The following is a 14,068-nucleotide window of genomic DNA, read 5'->3' on the forward strand; positions in this document are numbered from 1 at the left end:
TTCTGTTTGCGCGGAACTACTTGACATAACTCTAAGCCTATGGTTGAGGTTGAGAGTTTGCCCCGGGGAGATTCGGCGCCAGGAACACTGAGAACACCCAACCTGGGAGGAAGACGATCGATGACCCCCCCGCATAACTACCTCGCGGTAATCAAGGTGGTTGGTATCGGTGGCGGCGGTGTCAACGCCGTCAACCGGATGATCGAACAGGGCCTCAAGGGCGTTGAGTTCATCGCGATCAATACCGACGCACAAGCACTGCTGATGAGCGACGCCGACGTCAAGCTCGATGTCGGCCGGGACTCCACCCGTGGACTCGGCGCCGGAGCGGACCCCGAAGTGGGCCGCAAGGCCGCCGAGGATGCCAAGGACGACATCGAGGAGCTGCTGCGCGGCGCCGACATGGTGTTCGTCACCGCGGGTGAGGGCGGCGGCACCGGCACCGGTGGCGCGCCCGTCGTCGCGTCGATCGCGCGCAAGCTCGGCGCGCTCACGGTCGGTGTCGTGACGCGGCCGTTCTCGTTCGAGGGCAAGCGGCGAAGCAACCAGGCCGAGAACGGTATTCAGTCGCTGCGCGAGAGCTGCGACACCCTGATCGTGATCCCCAACGACCGGCTGCTCCAGATGGGCGATGCCGCGGTGTCGCTGATGGACGCCTTCCGCAGTGCCGACGAGGTGCTGCTCAACGGCGTGCAGGGCATCACCGACCTGATCACCACGCCGGGCCTGATCAACGTCGACTTCGCCGACGTCAAGGGCGTGATGAGCGGGGCGGGCACGGCGCTGATGGGCATCGGCTCGGCACGCGGCGACGGCCGTGCGCTCAAGGCGGCCGAGATCGCGATCAACTCGCCGCTGCTGGAAGCTTCGATGGAAGGCGCGCAGGGCGTGCTGCTGTCGGTGGCCGGTGGCAGTGACCTGGGCCTGTTCGAGATCAACGAGGCCGCCTCGCTGGTGCAGGATGCGGCCCATCCCGAGGCCAACATCATCTTCGGCACGGTGATCGACGACTCGCTCGGCGACGAGGTTCGAGTCACGGTCATCGCGGCCGGCTTCGACAGCGCCGGACCCAGCCGAAAGCCGGTGGTCAGTCCGAGCGCGGCACAGACCCAGCCGATCGCCTCGGCGCGGGCGGGCAAGGTGACCACGTCGTTGTTCGAGCCGACGGACGCGGTGAGCGTCCCGGCCCACACGAATGGCGCCACCGTGAGCGTCGGTGGCGACGGAGACGGCGGGATCGCCGACGACGATGTCGACGTGCCGCCGTTCATGCGGCACTGAGCCGGGCCCGGCAGCGGGTTCGGATACTGGGATTGTGAGTGTTCGTATTCGGCGGGTGACGACAACCCGCGCCGGCGGCGTCTCGGCACCGCCCTTCGATTCGTTCAACCTCGGCGACCACGTCGGCGACAATCCTGCGGCCGTGGCCCAGAACCGGAGGCGGCTGGCCGCCGCCATCGGGGCCGACGCGCTGGTCTGGATGAATCAGGTTCACAGCGATCACGTCGTCACCGTGGACGGCCCGCGCGACACCGCGGTCGATAATGCCGACGCATTGGTGACGACGACCCCGGGTTTGGCATTGGTCGTCGTGACCGCGGATTGCGTCCCGGTTTTAATGGGCGACGCGCGCGCCGGCGTCATCGCGGCCGTCCATGCCGGCCGGGTCGGCGCCCAGAAGGGCATCGTGGCCAGGACCCTGGAGGCGATGCTGGCCGCCGGGGCACGTGCCGAGGACGTCTCGGTGCTGCTCGGTCCCGCGGTCAGCGGCGCCAACTACGAGGTGCCCGAACAGATGGCGACCGACGTGGAGGCGGTGCTGCCCGGCTCGCGCACCCGTACCTCGCGTGGCACGCCGGGCTTGGACCTGCGGGCCGGAATCGCCCGGCAGTTAACGGCTTTGGGTGTCACCGCGATCGACGTCGACCCGCGGTGCACCGTCGCCGACCGCGCGCTGTTCAGTCATCGCCGTGATGCGCCGACCGGGCGCCTGGCGAGTGTGGTGTGGATGGAGCAGCGCCGGTGAACAATCCCCGGATGGGCCTGGAGTGAGGGTGAGATGAGCACCGTGCAGCGCGGGCGTGACGCGGATCGGACGGCCGAGTTGACCGCTGCGCTCGGTGCGGCGCGGGCGCGCCTGGCACGCGCCGCAGAATCTGTCGGGCGAAATGTCAATGAAATTGAATTACTCCCGATCACGAAATACTTTCCGGCCTCCGATGTCATTATTCTCAATCAATTAGGGTGCCTCGCATTTGGTGAATCCCGCGAACAAGAAGCCGCCGATAAAGTCGAATCTGTTCGCACGGAATTGCCGGATGTGCCGATTCGCTGGCATATGGTCGGGCGCATCCAGCGCAAGAAGGCGCGGGCCGTCGCGGGGTGGGCGCACACCGCGCACTCGGTCGACAGCACCCGCCTGCTGACGGCGCTGGACCGGGCCGCCGGTGACGCGCTGGCCGCCGGCCGCCGGCCGCAGCCGCTGCGCGTCTACATCCAGATCAGTCTGGACGGCGATACCGAACGGGGCGGTGTCGATGTGAATGCCTCCGGCCTCGTCGACGAAATCTGTGCGTCAGCGAACGCCGCAGAGGCGTTGCAGTTCGTCGGATTGATGGGAATCCCGCCGCTGGAATGGGATCCCGACGACGCGTTCGCACGTCTGGCCGCCGAACGGGACCGGGTGCAGCGCGACTACCAGCACCGGCTCGAACTTTCGGCGGGTATGTCCGGAGATCTCGAAAGCGCGGTCAAACACGGATCGACATGTGTGCGTGTCGGTACCGCGCTCATGGGGCAACGCCCGCTAACGTCACCCGCAGTAGTCACTCCAGTCACATCTTCATCACAGACATCACCACCCCCACCGTCCGCAGAAGGGTCGCCGAGATGAGCACACTGCACAAGGTCAAGGCCTACTTCGGCATGGCGCCGATGGAGGACTACGACGACGAGTACTACGAGGACGACGACCGTGGCGCTGCCCGCAGCTACGCCCGGCGTCCCCGTGACGAGCGCTTCGAGGACGACAGCTACGGCTACGAGGCTCCCGAGTACGACGAGGGCCCGGCCTACCGGGGCGGCTACCCGGGCGGTTTCGCCGACGAGCAGCGGTTCGATGCCCGGATGCGCGGCCCCCGCGAATTCGACCGTCCCGCACCGCGTCTCGGTGGACTGGCCGGATCCACCCGCGGTTCGCTCGCGATGGATCCCCGCCGGATGGCCGAACTGTTCGAGGCGGGCAGCCCGCTGGCAAAGATCACCACGCTGCGGCCCAAGGACTACAGCGAGGCGCGCACCATCGGCGAGCGCTTCCGCGACGGCACCCCGGTGATCATGGACCTGGTGTCGATGGACAACGCCGACGCCAAGCGGCTGGTCGACTTCGCCGCCGGTCTGGCGTTCGCGCTGCGCGGCTCGTTCGACAAGGTGGCCACGAAGGTCTTCCTGCTGTCGCCGGCTGACGTCGACGTCAGCGCTGAGCAGCGGCGCCGGATCGCCGAGGCCGGCTTCTACGCCTACCAGTAGGGCCGCGACGCCAGTCGCGGCACCGTGTCGCCGCCGCGCTACCCGATCCCCAGGATGGGGCCCGGGTAGGCTGGCGGCGTCGCACTATCGGCTGACCACGTCTTCTGTGTGAGATGTGTCCGGCCTACGGCGACCTGTATCCAATGTCACACATCCTGCTGTAGTGAGGTCGGCTCAGTTGTCGCTGTTCTTCGAAATTCTCGGTTTCGCGCTGTTCATCTTCTGGCTGCTGCTCATCGCGCGCGTCGTCGTCGAGTTCATCCGGTCGTTCAGCCGCGACTGGCACCCCAAGGGTCTGACCGTCGTCGTGCTTGAGGTCATCATGACCGTGACCGATCCGCCCGTGAAACTTCTGCGGCGGCTCATTCCCCAGCTCACGATAGGCGCCGTGCGCTTCGATCTGTCGATCATGGTGCTGCTGCTCGCGGCGTTCATCGGGATGCAGCTGGCGTTCAACGCGGCGATGTAGACCGTCGACGCGAGCGGGCGGGGGAGACGCGATCTCGCCGTTTGCCGAATGGTCCACAATTGCGTAAGAAGATTGAAATTCGTTCTTAAAAATAGGCCTCCACTGCAACCGCCGGGTCTGGTGTGACAGGATGGACTCCAGTTGCGATCAAGCAAGGCTTTACACTTTGAGATCGGTTGACGGTCCAAGACTTCAAGGGGGCAGACAATGCCGCTCACACCAGCGGACGTCCATAACGTCGCGTTCAGCAAGCCGCCCATCGGCAAACGTGGCTACAACGAGGACGAGGTCGATGCCTTTCTCGATCTGGTTGAGAACGAGCTGACTCGGCTCATCGAGGAGAACGCCGATCTCCGGCAGCGCGTGTCCGAGCTCGATCAGGAGCTGGCATCGGCGCGGGCCGGCGGTGGCGCCCAGGCCACCCAGTCCATCCCGCTCTACGAGCCGGAGCCCGAGCCGACCCCGGCGCCCCAGCCGGTGTACGAGGCCCCGCCGGCGCCGGTTGCCCCTGCCGCGCCGCCCAGCGAGGACACCGCTGTGCGTGCCGCCCGGGTGCTCAGCCTGGCGCAGGACACTGCCGATCGCCTGACCTCCACGGCCAAGGCCGAGTCGGAGAAGCTGCTCTCGGATGCCCGCGCCCAGGCCGACGCCATGGTCAGCGACGCCCGCAAGACCGCCGAGACCACGGTCTCGGAGGCCCGCACCCGTGCCGACGCCATGCTGGCCGACGCGCAGACCCGCTCGGAGACCCAGCTGCGTCAGGCCCAGGAGAAGGCCGACGCCCTGCAGGCCGACGCCGAGCGCAAGCACTCCGAGATCATGGGCACGATCAACCAGCAGCGCACGGTCCTGGAGGGCCGCCTGGAGCAGCTGCGGACGTTCGAGCGTGAGTACCGGACGCGTCTGAAGACCTACCTGGAGTCTCAGCTGGAAGAGCTGGGCCAGCGCGGTTCGGCCGCACCGGTGGATTCCAGCGCCAACAACGACTCGGCCGGTGGTTTCAGCCAGTTCAACCGCGGCAACAACTAGCCGGCAAGACTGACTTCCTCACACTGTCGTGAACCGGCCCGATCCCGGGCCACCACACTTAGGGTTGAACGATGTTGATCATTGCGCTCGTGCTTGCCGTCATCGGCCTGGCCGCGCTGGTGACCGCGGTGGTCACCAGCAATGAGTTGATCGCCTGGGTCTGTATCGGTGCCAGCGTGATCGGCGTGCTGCTGCTGATCGTCGACGCATTGCGGGAACGCTCGCGCGGTTCGAAGGCCGGCGACGGCCACGACGCCGGCGCGGCCTCGGATACGCCTGATGCCGACGCCACCGAAACGACCGAGACCTTCGACGCGGTGGACGCGCCGGTGGACTATCCCGACGATTTGGTCGCCGAGCCCGAATCAGATGTCGCCGTGGAGTCCGACGCCGCGGACGTCGACGTCGAGGCCGACGATTCCACCGAGAAGTACAAGAACTAACTCTCGCCCGGCTCCGTGGTGGGCTCGGCCAGCAGACGGCGGACCTCGTCGTCGCTGACCTGGTGGAAATCCACGAACGCCTGACCCACCGCGTCGAACTGGGGCGGGGTACTGGCGCACACCACGTCGTCGGCCTCATCCCGTAGTTGGCTGCTCAGGGTCGGTGGCCCGACCGGCACGGCCACCACGACCCGCCGGGCCGCCCGCACGGCGCGGACCGCGGCCAGCATGGTGGCGCCGGTGGCGATACCGTCGTCGACCAGGATCACCGTCCGGCCGGACAGGTCGGGTGCGGGTCGTCCTCCGCGGTAGGCCTGTTCCCGGCGCTCGATTTCGGCGGTCTCCCGCCGGATCGTGTCGAGGATGGTGTCCTGGTCGATGCCGAGCCGATCCACCAGGCCGTCGTTGATCACCAAGCCGCCGCCGGAGGCCACCGCGCCCATGGCGAGTTCCTGCCACTGCGGCACGCCCAGCTTGCGGACCACGAAGACATCCAGCGGTGCGTGCAGGTGGGAGGCGACTTCCCAGGCGATCGGGACTCCGCCCCGGGCCAGGCCCAGGACGAGGACGTCGGGTTGATCCCGGTAGGACACCAGCTGTTCAGCCAGGACCCGGCCCGCTTCGTGGCGGTCCTGGTAGATGCGTTCTCTGCTCGCTCGCAGACCCCAGGCATTCATCAGCGCTGTCGCCGGCCACGGAGATTTTCGCCGGCTGATGTCAGCCTACGTCGACGGCTGCGCCCGGACCACCCGGTTCAGGAAGCCGCGGACCAGCGTGGTCAGCCGGGCGGCCGCGTCTTCGGTGAGTTCCTTTGTTTGCAAGCGTAATTCGTCGTGGGTGCGGCCGATTCCGGCCGCATCGCCGTCGCGGTCGTGGGCCAGCCAGACTTCCAGCAGCTCGGAATCGAGCTCGGGGTGGAACTGCAGCGCCAACGCGGTGCCCAGGACGAACGCCTGTGAGGCATCGGGCGTCCGGGCGATCTCGGTGGCGCCGGGCGGAAGTGTCCAGCGGTCGAAGTGCCACTGGAACCACCGGCCACCCGGGACCAGCCCCTCGTCGTCGGTGACCACGTCGTACCAGCCGACCTCGGGTGCCGGCGACCTGCTGACCGATCCGCCGAGGGCCTGCGCGATGAGCTGTCCGCCGAAGCACACGCCGAGTACGCCGACCCCGGACTCGACGGCGTGGCGCACCATGGCCATCTCGGCACCGACCCAGCTGCTGACCAGGGGTTCGTCGTAGACCGCCCAGCGAGCCCCGAGCGGAACGATCACGTCGTAATCGGTCGGGTCGGGGAAGGTCACCTCGCCGGCGGGGTTGTCGTCCCGCTCGGGCGAGACGACGTCGAACGTGTCGATGTCGAATCCGCACCCGGAGAAGACGTCGGCCAGCATGGCCTCGGTGGCCGTGCGGTCGTTGCGCAGGAACAGAACCTTCGGTGTCACGCCGTCATTATTTCGCCCGCCGGAGACGATCGCACTTCAGGTCCAGTTTTTGGACCTTCAGGCCGCTTCGAAGGTCACGGGCAGTGAGGCGGGCCCGGTGATCCCGGTCATCGGCTTCCACCGGGCGCGGCCGACACAGTGCGGGTTGTGCAGCTTCCCGGTCAGCACGCGCAAGGCCTCGGTGAGCTCGACGCGGGCCAGGTGGACGCCGAGGCAGTAGTGCAGGCCGCCGCCGAACGTCATCATGGGCGGCGGTCCGATCCGGTTGACGTCGAAACGCTCCGGATCGTCGTACACCTGCGGATCGCGGTTGGCCGCAGCGAAGTTCACCGCCACGTGGGTCCCGGCCGGGATGGTGAACCCGGCCAGCTCGACATCCTCGCGGGCAATCCGCACGCTGCTCAGGGCGATGGGGGTGTGACGCAGCAGTTCGTCGACGAAAAGCGGTGCCATATCAGGATTCTCGGCCAGCAAAAGCCACTGCTCGGGGTAGTCGCAGAGCACCTGGACGGCTGCCGCGAGTTGGTTGCGGGTGGTGTCGGTACCGGCCAGCAGCACTCCACCAGCCAGCATCAACAGCTCGGAGTGAGTGAGGCGGTCTCCGTCCACCTCGGCCCGGATCAGATCGGAGAGCAGGTCGTCGGTGAGGGTGGAGTTCCGGCGTGCCACCATGGCATCGACGTAGTCGTCGAGCTGCAGCCAGGCCGCTTCGACCGCGTCGGCGTGGTCGCCGAGATTCCAGCTGAACATCTTGAAGATGTCATCGGCCCACCGGGAGAACAGATGCCAGTCCTGGCGCGGAGCTCCGAGCAGCGCGCAGATCACCGGGATCGGATACTGCACCGCGATATCGGCCACCACATCGCAGCGCCCTACGGACAGGTGCGGGTCGGTGAGTTCCGTGACGACGTCGATGCAGGTTTCGCGCAGTTTCTCGGCGTTACGGGGTGCGAACGCCTTGGCGATCAGACGCCGCAGCCGCGTGTGTGATTCGGCGTCGACACCCAGCAGACTGCTGTTCGCGCGGTCCCACAGCGGACCGGAGGTGATTCCCTGTGCGGCCAGGAACATGCCTCTGGGGACCTCGAAGCGCGCGTCGCGCAGCGCGGCGCGGACCAGGTCATAGCTCAGCAGCTCGGGGCCGTGCGGGCCCATCGCGATCGGGGACCGGGCGCGGGCCACGGCGATCAGACGATGCACTTCCTCCGGGTCGGTCTCGTTCTCGTAGTCCAGCGCGGGAAGGGCAGCATCGGTTACCAGGGTCATGACAGCCTCCGCGTGATCGGGCCAGAACCTGCTGATATCGATGCTGGTCTCCTCGACCCCTGTGGGTCGTGAGTAGCGTGCTACCCCAGTTCTGCCGCGGGGGCACGCTCACCTTGCCCGGTAGCGTCGCGCGGGTCGGCCCGCGCCGTACTGCAAGCGCAGCTCGAGCGCCCCGGTGCTCAGGTAGTACTCCAGGTAGCGCCGTGCGCTGACACGTGAAATGCCCACCAGTTCAGCGCATTCCGTGGCGGATACCTCGCCTGCCGTGCGTACCGCGTCCATGACCAGCCTGCCGGTTTCCGTGCCGAGCCCCTTGGGCATGACGGCGGCCGGGGCGCCGAACAGCGCGTCGATGGTCGATTGATCCGCACCGCCTGCCGCCGCCAGCGCATCGGCGCGCGCCGCGAAGGCCGCCAGTTTCGCCTGCAGCTGATCGAAGTCGAACGGTTTGATCAGGTAGTCGGCGGCGCCGCCGTCCAACGCGCCACGTACCGTGTCGAGTTCGCGGGCGGCGGTGACCATGATGACGCCGACGGGGTTGCCCTCGGCGCGGAGACGTCGCAGCACCTCCAACCCGGTCATGTCCGGCAGGTAGACATCGAGCAGGATGAGGTCGGGACGGAGATCGGCGGCGGCCGCCAGGGCCTCGGTTCCGTTGCGCGCCACGGACACCGTGCGGTATCCATCGATGCGGTCGACGAAGCGGCGATGTATCTCGGCGACCATGAAGTCGTCGTCGACGACGAGTACGTCACGCATGGAGCCGCACCACGAACAGGGCGCCGCCGCCGGGAGCGTCGGTGACTTCGACCTCGCCCCCGTGCTGTGCGGTCACCAGGCGTACCAGGGCCAGCCCGATGCCCCTGCCGCCGGGTACATGGGCCTTGGACGTGACGCCGCGGGAGAAGATGGACTCCCGAAGATGTTCGGGTACACCGGGTCCCGAATCCGATACGGCCAGCAGCAGCCCGGCCGAGTCGTCGATGCGGACGGTCACCTGTGCCGCCGCCGAGCCGACCGACACGTCCACAGCGTTGTCGATCAGGTTGCCCAGCAGCGTGATCACGTCGGTCGCCAGGGCCGGGTCGAGCGCGCTGAGGTGGCTGTCGCCGGTAAGGGCCAGGGCGACCCCGCTCTCGGCGGCCAGCGATGTCTTGGCGATCAGCAGTGCCGCCACCGCGGGGTCGGAAACATGTTGGGTGACAGCCTCGTTGATCTCGGCGCGGCGCCGGGTCAGGGTGCCCACCAGATCGCGCACCGCATCGAACTCGCCCAGCTGGACCAGCCCGGAGATGGTGTGCAGCTGATTGGAGAACTCGTGGGTCTGGGCCCGCAGCGTATCGGTCACGCTGCGGTGTGAGGACAGTTGTGCCTGCAGTGCGGCGAGCTCGGTGCTGTCGCGCATGGTGGTCACCGTACCGATGCGCTGGCCCTGGCTGCGGGCCGCACGGCGGTTGAGCGCCAGCACCCGGGTGCGGGTGGTGATCACCACATCCGAATCGTCGGCGCGAGTTCCCCGGCCGGACAACAGGAATGCCACCACGGCCGGCTCCAATCCGACCTCGTCGGCACGGCGGCCCACCGCATCCGCGCTGATACCCAGCAGATCGGATGCGCTGTCGTTGACCACCGTGATGACTCCATCGTTGTTCACCGCCACCACGCCCTCACGGATGCTGTGCAGCAGCGCTTCCCGGTGATCGGCCAGGCTGGCGATCTCGGCGATGTCCAGGCCGCGGGTGTGACGGGTGATGCGCCGCGACAACAACCACGATGCGAGCATCCCGAGCGTCGCGCCCAGTCCCAGGTAGATCAGCAGCCGTTCGCCGGCCCCGCCCAACAACTCCCACACCGACGGGTAGCGCTCGCTGACCGAGACGATCGCGAGCACCGCTCCGTCGGCGGCCAGAATCGGCACCTGTCCCACCAGGCGATGCGTGCCGTCGACGTCGGTGTCGCCGGACCAGGCGCGGCCTTCGTCGGCCCGGGTGGTGCTGAGGTCGAGTCGTTGCCCGACACGGGCGGGATCTGACGACACCCGCACAACCCCGGCCGGATCGGTGATCTCGGCCAGCTCGGCGCCCGACAGTGCCACCGCGCGGTCGACCTCGGGGGCCAGGACCTGGGCGGCGAACGGGTCGTCGTACCGGTCCCGGACGATCGGCGTGGACGCCACGTTCTCGGCGACCGCGATCATCCGTTGCCCGCGCACATCGCGGAACTCACGGGTGGATTGCGTCACCGACACCGCGGCCACCGCGATCAGTACCACCGCGACCACCAGCAGCTGGAACACGAGGAAGCGACCGGCCAGGCTGCCGCCCCGCAGCGACCGAGCCCGCGCGGACGGTGATGAACGCCCGACCAGTGAACTCAACGAACAAAACTTCCTTTGCGTCCGAATGGGTGACCTACGTCACGTCGTGGGTCCAGTATTGCTGAACATGAGGTTTCGACGTCTAGGTGCCGCGCTGATGGTGGCCGTGGTCGCACTGATGCTGGTGACGGCGTGCGGTGTCACCCGCGGCGATCAATCCCGCGGCCTGCACCGACTGCGCATGATGGTGCCCAACAGTCCGGGTGGTGGCTACGACCTGACGGCGCGCACCGCGGTGAAGATCATGGAAGACAACGACATCACCGGGCGCATCGAGGTATTCAACGTCATCGGGGCCGGCGGCACTGTCGCGATGGCCCGGCTGATGAACGAAAAGGGCAACGACGACCTCATGATGATGATGGGGCTCGGCGTGGTGGGAGCGGTGTACACCAACGGCTCCTCGGCGCGCGCCTCGGACGCCACCGCACTGGCCAAGATGGTCGAGGAGCAGGAAGGCATTCTGGTGCCGGGGGATTCGCCGTTCCGCACCATCGGCGATCTGGTCGCGGCGTGGAAGGCCGATCCGGCCAAGGTCACGATCGGTGGCGGATCGTCACCGGGCGGACCGGATCACCTGTTCCCGATGGAAACCGCACGCGCGGTCGGAGTCGACCCGCGCAAGGTCAACTACATCACCTACGACGGCGGCGGTGACCTGCTGACGGCTCTGCTCGGCAAGAAGATCGCGGCGGGCACCACCGGACTCGGCGAATTCGTCGACCAGATCGAGGCCGGCCAGGTCCGGGTACTTGCGGTGTCGGGGGCCAAGCGCGTGGACGGGATCGATGCGCCCACCCTGACCGAGGCCGGTATCGACCTCACGTTCACCAACTGGCGCGGAATACTCGCGCCGCCAGGAATTTCCGGTGAGGCCAGGGATGCGATGGTGCGCGCCCTGACCGATCTGCACGGCACCCAGCAGTGGCGCGACGCGCTGGTGAAGAACGGCTGGAGTGACGCGTTCAGCACCGGCGCGGACTTCGAACAGTTCCTGCGGGATCAGGACAAGCGCGTCTCGACGACGCTGAGCGAATTGGGGTTGTTGTGAAGGTCGACAAGGCCCAGTATCTGGTCTGTGCGGTCCTGGTGGCCGTCGGCGGGTTCCTGATCTATGACGCGCTCACCTTGACCGGCGGGTTCGCCAAGGTCGACCCCGTTGGGCCGCGGGCATTTCCGCTGGGAATCGGGATCGTCCTGATCGTGCTCGCGATGATCCTGGCGATCGCGATACCACGCGGATCGGTCGGCGAGGCGGACGCCGGTGAGGACGTCGACCCGAACATGCCGGGGGACCGGCGCACGGTGGGACTGTTGGTCGGACTGTTCGTATTGGTGATCGTCCTGGTCAAGCCGTTGGGGTGGGCCATCACCGGTGCGCTGTTGTTCGCCGGGGCGGCAACGATTCTCGGCAATCGCCACTACATCCGGAACCTCGCGATCGGCACGGTGCTGTCGGTGGGGAGCTTCTACGCGTTCTACTCCGGGCTCGGAATCCCGCTGCCCGCAGGCATTCTGGACGGGATTCTGTAAATGGGTAACTTTGAATGGTTGCTTCAGGGGTTCGCCGAGGCCGCGACCCCGATGAACCTGATGTACGCCGTGATCGGCGTGCTGCTGGGCACCGCGGTCGGTGTGCTGCCGGGCATCGGCCCGGCCATGACGGTGGCCCTGCTGCTGCCGGTGACCTACAACGTCAGCCCCAGCGCCGCCTTCATCATGTTCGCCGGGATCTTCTACGGCGGGATGTACGGCGGGTCGACCACCTCGATCCTGCTGAACACCCCGGGTGAATCCTCGTCGGTGATCACCGCGATCGAGGGCAACAAGATGGCCAAGGCCGGCCGGGCTGCGCAGGCGCTGGCCACCGCCGCGATCGGCTCCTTCGTGGCGGGCGCGATCGGCACCGCGCTACTGGCCGCCTTCGCGCCGCCGATCTCGCGGTTCGCGGTGACCCTCGGTGCGCCGTCCTACCTGGCCATCATGCTGTTCGCCCTGGTCGCGGTCACCGCCGTACTCGGCTCCTCCAAGCTGCGCGGTGCGATCTCGCTGTTCCTCGGGCTGGCGATCGGCGTGGTCGGCATCGACTTCCTCACCGGCCAGCCGCGCGCCACCTTCGGCCTGCCCCAGTTGTCCGACGGCATCGACATTGTGGTGATCGCCGTGGCGATCTTCGCGCTCGGCGAGGCGCTGTGGGTGGCGGCGCATCTGCGCCGCAGGCCCGCCGACGTGATTCCGGTGGGGCGACCATGGATGAGCCGCGAGGATTTCGGCCGGTCGTGGAAACCGTGGCTGCGTGGCACCGCGTACGGGTTCCCGTTCGGCGCACTGCCCGCCGGTGGCGCCGAGTTGCCGACGTTCCTGTCGTACATCACGGAGAAGCGGCTCTCCAAGCACCCCGAGGAGTTCGGCAAGGGCGCCATCGAGGGTGTGGCCGGACCCGAGGCGGCCAACAACGCCTCGGCGGCTGGCACCCTGGTGCCGATGCTGTCGCTCGGGTTGCCTACCAACGCCACGGCCGCGGTGATGCTGACGGCGTTCGTGTCCTATGGGATTCAGCCCGGGCCAACGCTTTTCGAGAAGGAACCGCTGCTGATCTGGACCTTGATCGCCAGCCTGTTCATCGGCAACTTCCTGCTGCTGGTGCTCAACCTGCCGCTGGCGCCGCTGTGGGCCAAGCTGCTCCGCACGCCGCGGCCGTACCTGTACGCGGGCATCCTGTTCTTCGCCACGCTGGGGGCGTTCGCGGTCAACGTGCAACCCCTGGATCTGGTCCTGCTGCTCGTGTTCGGGCTGCTCGGTTTGATGATGCGCCGATTCGGATTGCCGGTGCTGCCGTTGATCATCGGGGTGATCCTGGGCCCACGCATCGAGCGGCAACTGCGTCAGAGCCTGCAGCTCGGCGGGGGTGACTGGACCAGCCTGTTCACCGAGCCCGTCGCGATCGTCACCTATGTGCTGATGGCCATCCTGTTGTTGATGCCATTGGTGCTCAAGATGATGCACCGCAGTGAGGAGACGCTGTTGATCGTCGAGGATGACGCGGATCAGCAGGAGAAGGCGACCCAGGCATGACAACCGGCGAGCGTTTGCGAGAGGGGAACTCATGATCGTGGTCGGCTACACCGCGGATGCCTTCGGCATCGCCGCGGTCGAGCACGCCATCGCCGAGGCCGCCCTGCGGGGCACCCGCCTTCTGGTGATCAACGCGACCTCGGGCGAGGCCTACGTGGACTCCCGGTTCGCCCGCTCCGGTCAGGTCCACGATGTCGAGGAACGGCTACGGGAGAGCGGCGTGCCGTTCGAGTTGCGCCAGCCGGTGGGGGTCGATGCGGCCACCGAACTTCTCGATGCGATGGACGCCGCCGATGCGGAGTTGCTGGTGATCGGTATCCGGCACCGCAGCCCGGTGGGCAAGCTGTTGCTGGGCAGCGTGTCGCAACAACTGCTGCTGGAATGCCCCAAACCGGTTCTTGCGGTCAAACCCGAGCACCACTAATACTCTCTGAAC

Annotated in this window: 16 protein-coding genes; 11 read left to right on the forward strand and 5 right to left on the reverse strand. The window is 67.3% G+C overall.

The window, feature by feature from the left end:
* The first annotated feature begins 120 nt into the window (after positions 1-120).
* The 7 genes from ftsZ to TX88_RS30400 all read left to right on the forward strand — a co-directional run bounded on the left by ftsZ (position 121) and on the right by TX88_RS30400 (position 5,469).
* Entirely contained in the window at positions 121-1,281 is a 1,161-nt protein-coding gene (gene ftsZ, locus TX88_RS30370) for a cell division protein FtsZ (protein ID WP_039321525.1), read from the forward strand.
* 34 nt (positions 1,282-1,315) lie between these two features.
* Positions 1,316-2,026, forward strand: a complete 711-nt coding sequence (pgeF, locus tag TX88_RS30375) for a peptidoglycan editing factor PgeF (protein ID WP_110918236.1) — start codon at positions 1,316-1,318, stop codon at positions 2,024-2,026.
* A 33-nt stretch (positions 2,027-2,059) separates the two neighbouring features.
* Positions 2,060-2,893, forward strand: coding sequence for a YggS family pyridoxal phosphate-dependent enzyme (locus TX88_RS30380; protein WP_044523724.1), 834 nt, complete (start codon positions 2,060-2,062; stop codon positions 2,891-2,893).
* Positions 2,890-3,528, forward strand: coding sequence for a cell division protein SepF (locus TX88_RS30385; protein WP_044523729.1), 639 nt, complete (start codon positions 2,890-2,892; stop codon positions 3,526-3,528). The genes TX88_RS30380 and TX88_RS30385 overlap by 4 nt, the downstream gene beginning before the upstream one ends.
* 178 nt (positions 3,529-3,706) lie before the next feature.
* Complete coding sequence (locus TX88_RS30390) at positions 3,707-3,997, forward strand: YggT family protein (protein ID WP_029108797.1); 291 nt, start codon at positions 3,707-3,709, stop codon at positions 3,995-3,997.
* A 207-nt stretch (positions 3,998-4,204) separates the two neighbouring features.
* Positions 4,205-5,026, forward strand: coding sequence for a DivIVA-like cell division protein Wag31 (gene wag31 / locus TX88_RS30395; protein WP_044523734.1), 822 nt, complete (start codon positions 4,205-4,207; stop codon positions 5,024-5,026).
* A gap of 71 nt (positions 5,027-5,097) precedes the next feature.
* Positions 5,098-5,469, forward strand: a complete 372-nt coding sequence (locus tag TX88_RS30400; protein WP_044523736.1) for a hypothetical protein — start codon at positions 5,098-5,100, stop codon at positions 5,467-5,469.
* Here TX88_RS30400 and TX88_RS30405 read toward each other — a convergent pair.
* The 5 genes from TX88_RS30405 to TX88_RS30425 form a co-directional block, all read right to left on the reverse strand.
* Complete coding sequence (locus tag TX88_RS30405) at positions 5,466-6,146, reverse strand: phosphoribosyltransferase (RefSeq protein ID WP_044523742.1); 681 nt, start codon at positions 6,144-6,146, stop codon at positions 5,466-5,468. The genes TX88_RS30400 and TX88_RS30405 overlap by 4 nt on opposite strands.
* A gap of 45 nt (positions 6,147-6,191) precedes the next feature.
* Complete coding sequence (locus TX88_RS30410) at positions 6,192-6,914, reverse strand: type 1 glutamine amidotransferase (protein ID WP_044523744.1); 723 nt, start codon at positions 6,912-6,914, stop codon at positions 6,192-6,194.
* 57 nt (positions 6,915-6,971) lie between these two features.
* Positions 6,972-8,180: a cytochrome P450 gene (locus tag TX88_RS30415; protein ID WP_044523746.1), complete on the reverse strand. Its 1,209-nt coding sequence runs from the start codon at positions 8,178-8,180 to the stop codon at positions 6,972-6,974.
* A 108-nt stretch (positions 8,181-8,288) separates the two neighbouring features.
* On the reverse strand, positions 8,289-8,939 hold the full coding sequence (locus TX88_RS30420) for a response regulator (protein ID WP_044523752.1): 651 nt from the start codon (positions 8,937-8,939) through the stop codon (positions 8,289-8,291).
* Entirely contained in the window at positions 8,932-10,557 is a 1,626-nt protein-coding gene (locus TX88_RS30425) for a sensor histidine kinase (protein WP_409365900.1), read from the reverse strand. Before TX88_RS30425 ends, TX88_RS30420 begins: the two co-directional genes overlap by 8 nt.
* Before the next feature lie 67 nt (positions 10,558-10,624).
* On the opposite strand from TX88_RS30425, the gene TX88_RS30430 reads away from it, so the two are divergent.
* From TX88_RS30430 to TX88_RS30445, 4 genes are read left to right on the forward strand one after another with little or no spacing between them, the layout of a single operon-like run.
* Positions 10,625-11,608 (forward strand): Bug family tripartite tricarboxylate transporter substrate binding protein, encoded by a 984-nt coding sequence (locus TX88_RS30430; RefSeq protein WP_044523756.1) that lies wholly within the window; start codon positions 10,625-10,627, stop codon positions 11,606-11,608.
* Positions 11,605-12,090 carry a tripartite tricarboxylate transporter TctB family protein gene (locus TX88_RS30435; RefSeq protein ID WP_209447124.1) on the forward strand — a complete coding sequence of 162 codons (486 nt, stop codon included), beginning with the start codon at positions 11,605-11,607 and terminating at the stop codon, positions 12,088-12,090. The genes TX88_RS30430 and TX88_RS30435 overlap by 4 nt, the downstream gene beginning before the upstream one ends.
* The gene (locus TX88_RS30440; RefSeq protein ID WP_044523764.1) at positions 12,091-13,632 is read left to right on the forward strand and encodes a tripartite tricarboxylate transporter permease; all 1,542 of its coding nucleotides are present in this window, start codon (positions 12,091-12,093) and stop codon (positions 13,630-13,632) included.
* A 31-nt stretch (positions 13,633-13,663) separates the two neighbouring features.
* On the forward strand, positions 13,664-14,056 hold the full coding sequence (locus tag TX88_RS30445; RefSeq protein WP_044523767.1) for a universal stress protein: 393 nt from the start codon (positions 13,664-13,666) through the stop codon (positions 14,054-14,056).
* Positions 14,057-14,068: the final 12 nt, after the last annotated feature.

Source organism: Mycolicibacterium septicum DSM 44393, from assembly GCF_000455325.1.
Taxonomy (GTDB): Bacteria; Actinomycetota; Actinomycetes; order Mycobacteriales; family Mycobacteriaceae; genus Mycobacterium; species Mycobacterium septicum.

Coding starts and splice junctions, on each gene's coding strand:
- ftsZ (WP_039321525.1), top strand. CDS start 121: ATGACCCCCCCGCATAACTACCTCGCGGTAATCAAGGTGGTTGGTATC.
- TX88_RS30380 (WP_044523724.1), top strand. CDS start 2,060: ATGAGCACCGTGCAGCGCGGGCGTGACGCGGATCGGACGGCCGAGTTG.
- TX88_RS30385 (WP_044523729.1), top strand. CDS start 2,890: ATGAGCACACTGCACAAGGTCAAGGCCTACTTCGGCATGGCGCCGATG.
- wag31 (WP_044523734.1), top strand. CDS start 4,205: ATGCCGCTCACACCAGCGGACGTCCATAACGTCGCGTTCAGCAAGCCG.
- TX88_RS30400 (WP_044523736.1), top strand. CDS start 5,098: ATGTTGATCATTGCGCTCGTGCTTGCCGTCATCGGCCTGGCCGCGCTG.
- TX88_RS30405 (WP_044523742.1), bottom strand. CDS start 6,146: ATGAATGCCTGGGGTCTGCGAGCGAGCAGAGAACGCATCTACCAGGAC.
- TX88_RS30415 (WP_044523746.1), bottom strand. CDS start 8,180: ATGACCCTGGTAACCGATGCTGCCCTTCCCGCGCTGGACTACGAGAAC.
- TX88_RS30420 (WP_044523752.1), bottom strand. CDS start 8,939: ATGCGTGACGTACTCGTCGTCGACGACGACTTCATGGTCGCCGAGATA.
- TX88_RS30430 (WP_044523756.1), top strand. CDS start 10,625: ATGAGGTTTCGACGTCTAGGTGCCGCGCTGATGGTGGCCGTGGTCGCA.
- TX88_RS30440 (WP_044523764.1), top strand. CDS start 12,091: ATGGGTAACTTTGAATGGTTGCTTCAGGGGTTCGCCGAGGCCGCGACC.
- TX88_RS30445 (WP_044523767.1), top strand. CDS start 13,664: ATGATCGTGGTCGGCTACACCGCGGATGCCTTCGGCATCGCCGCGGTC.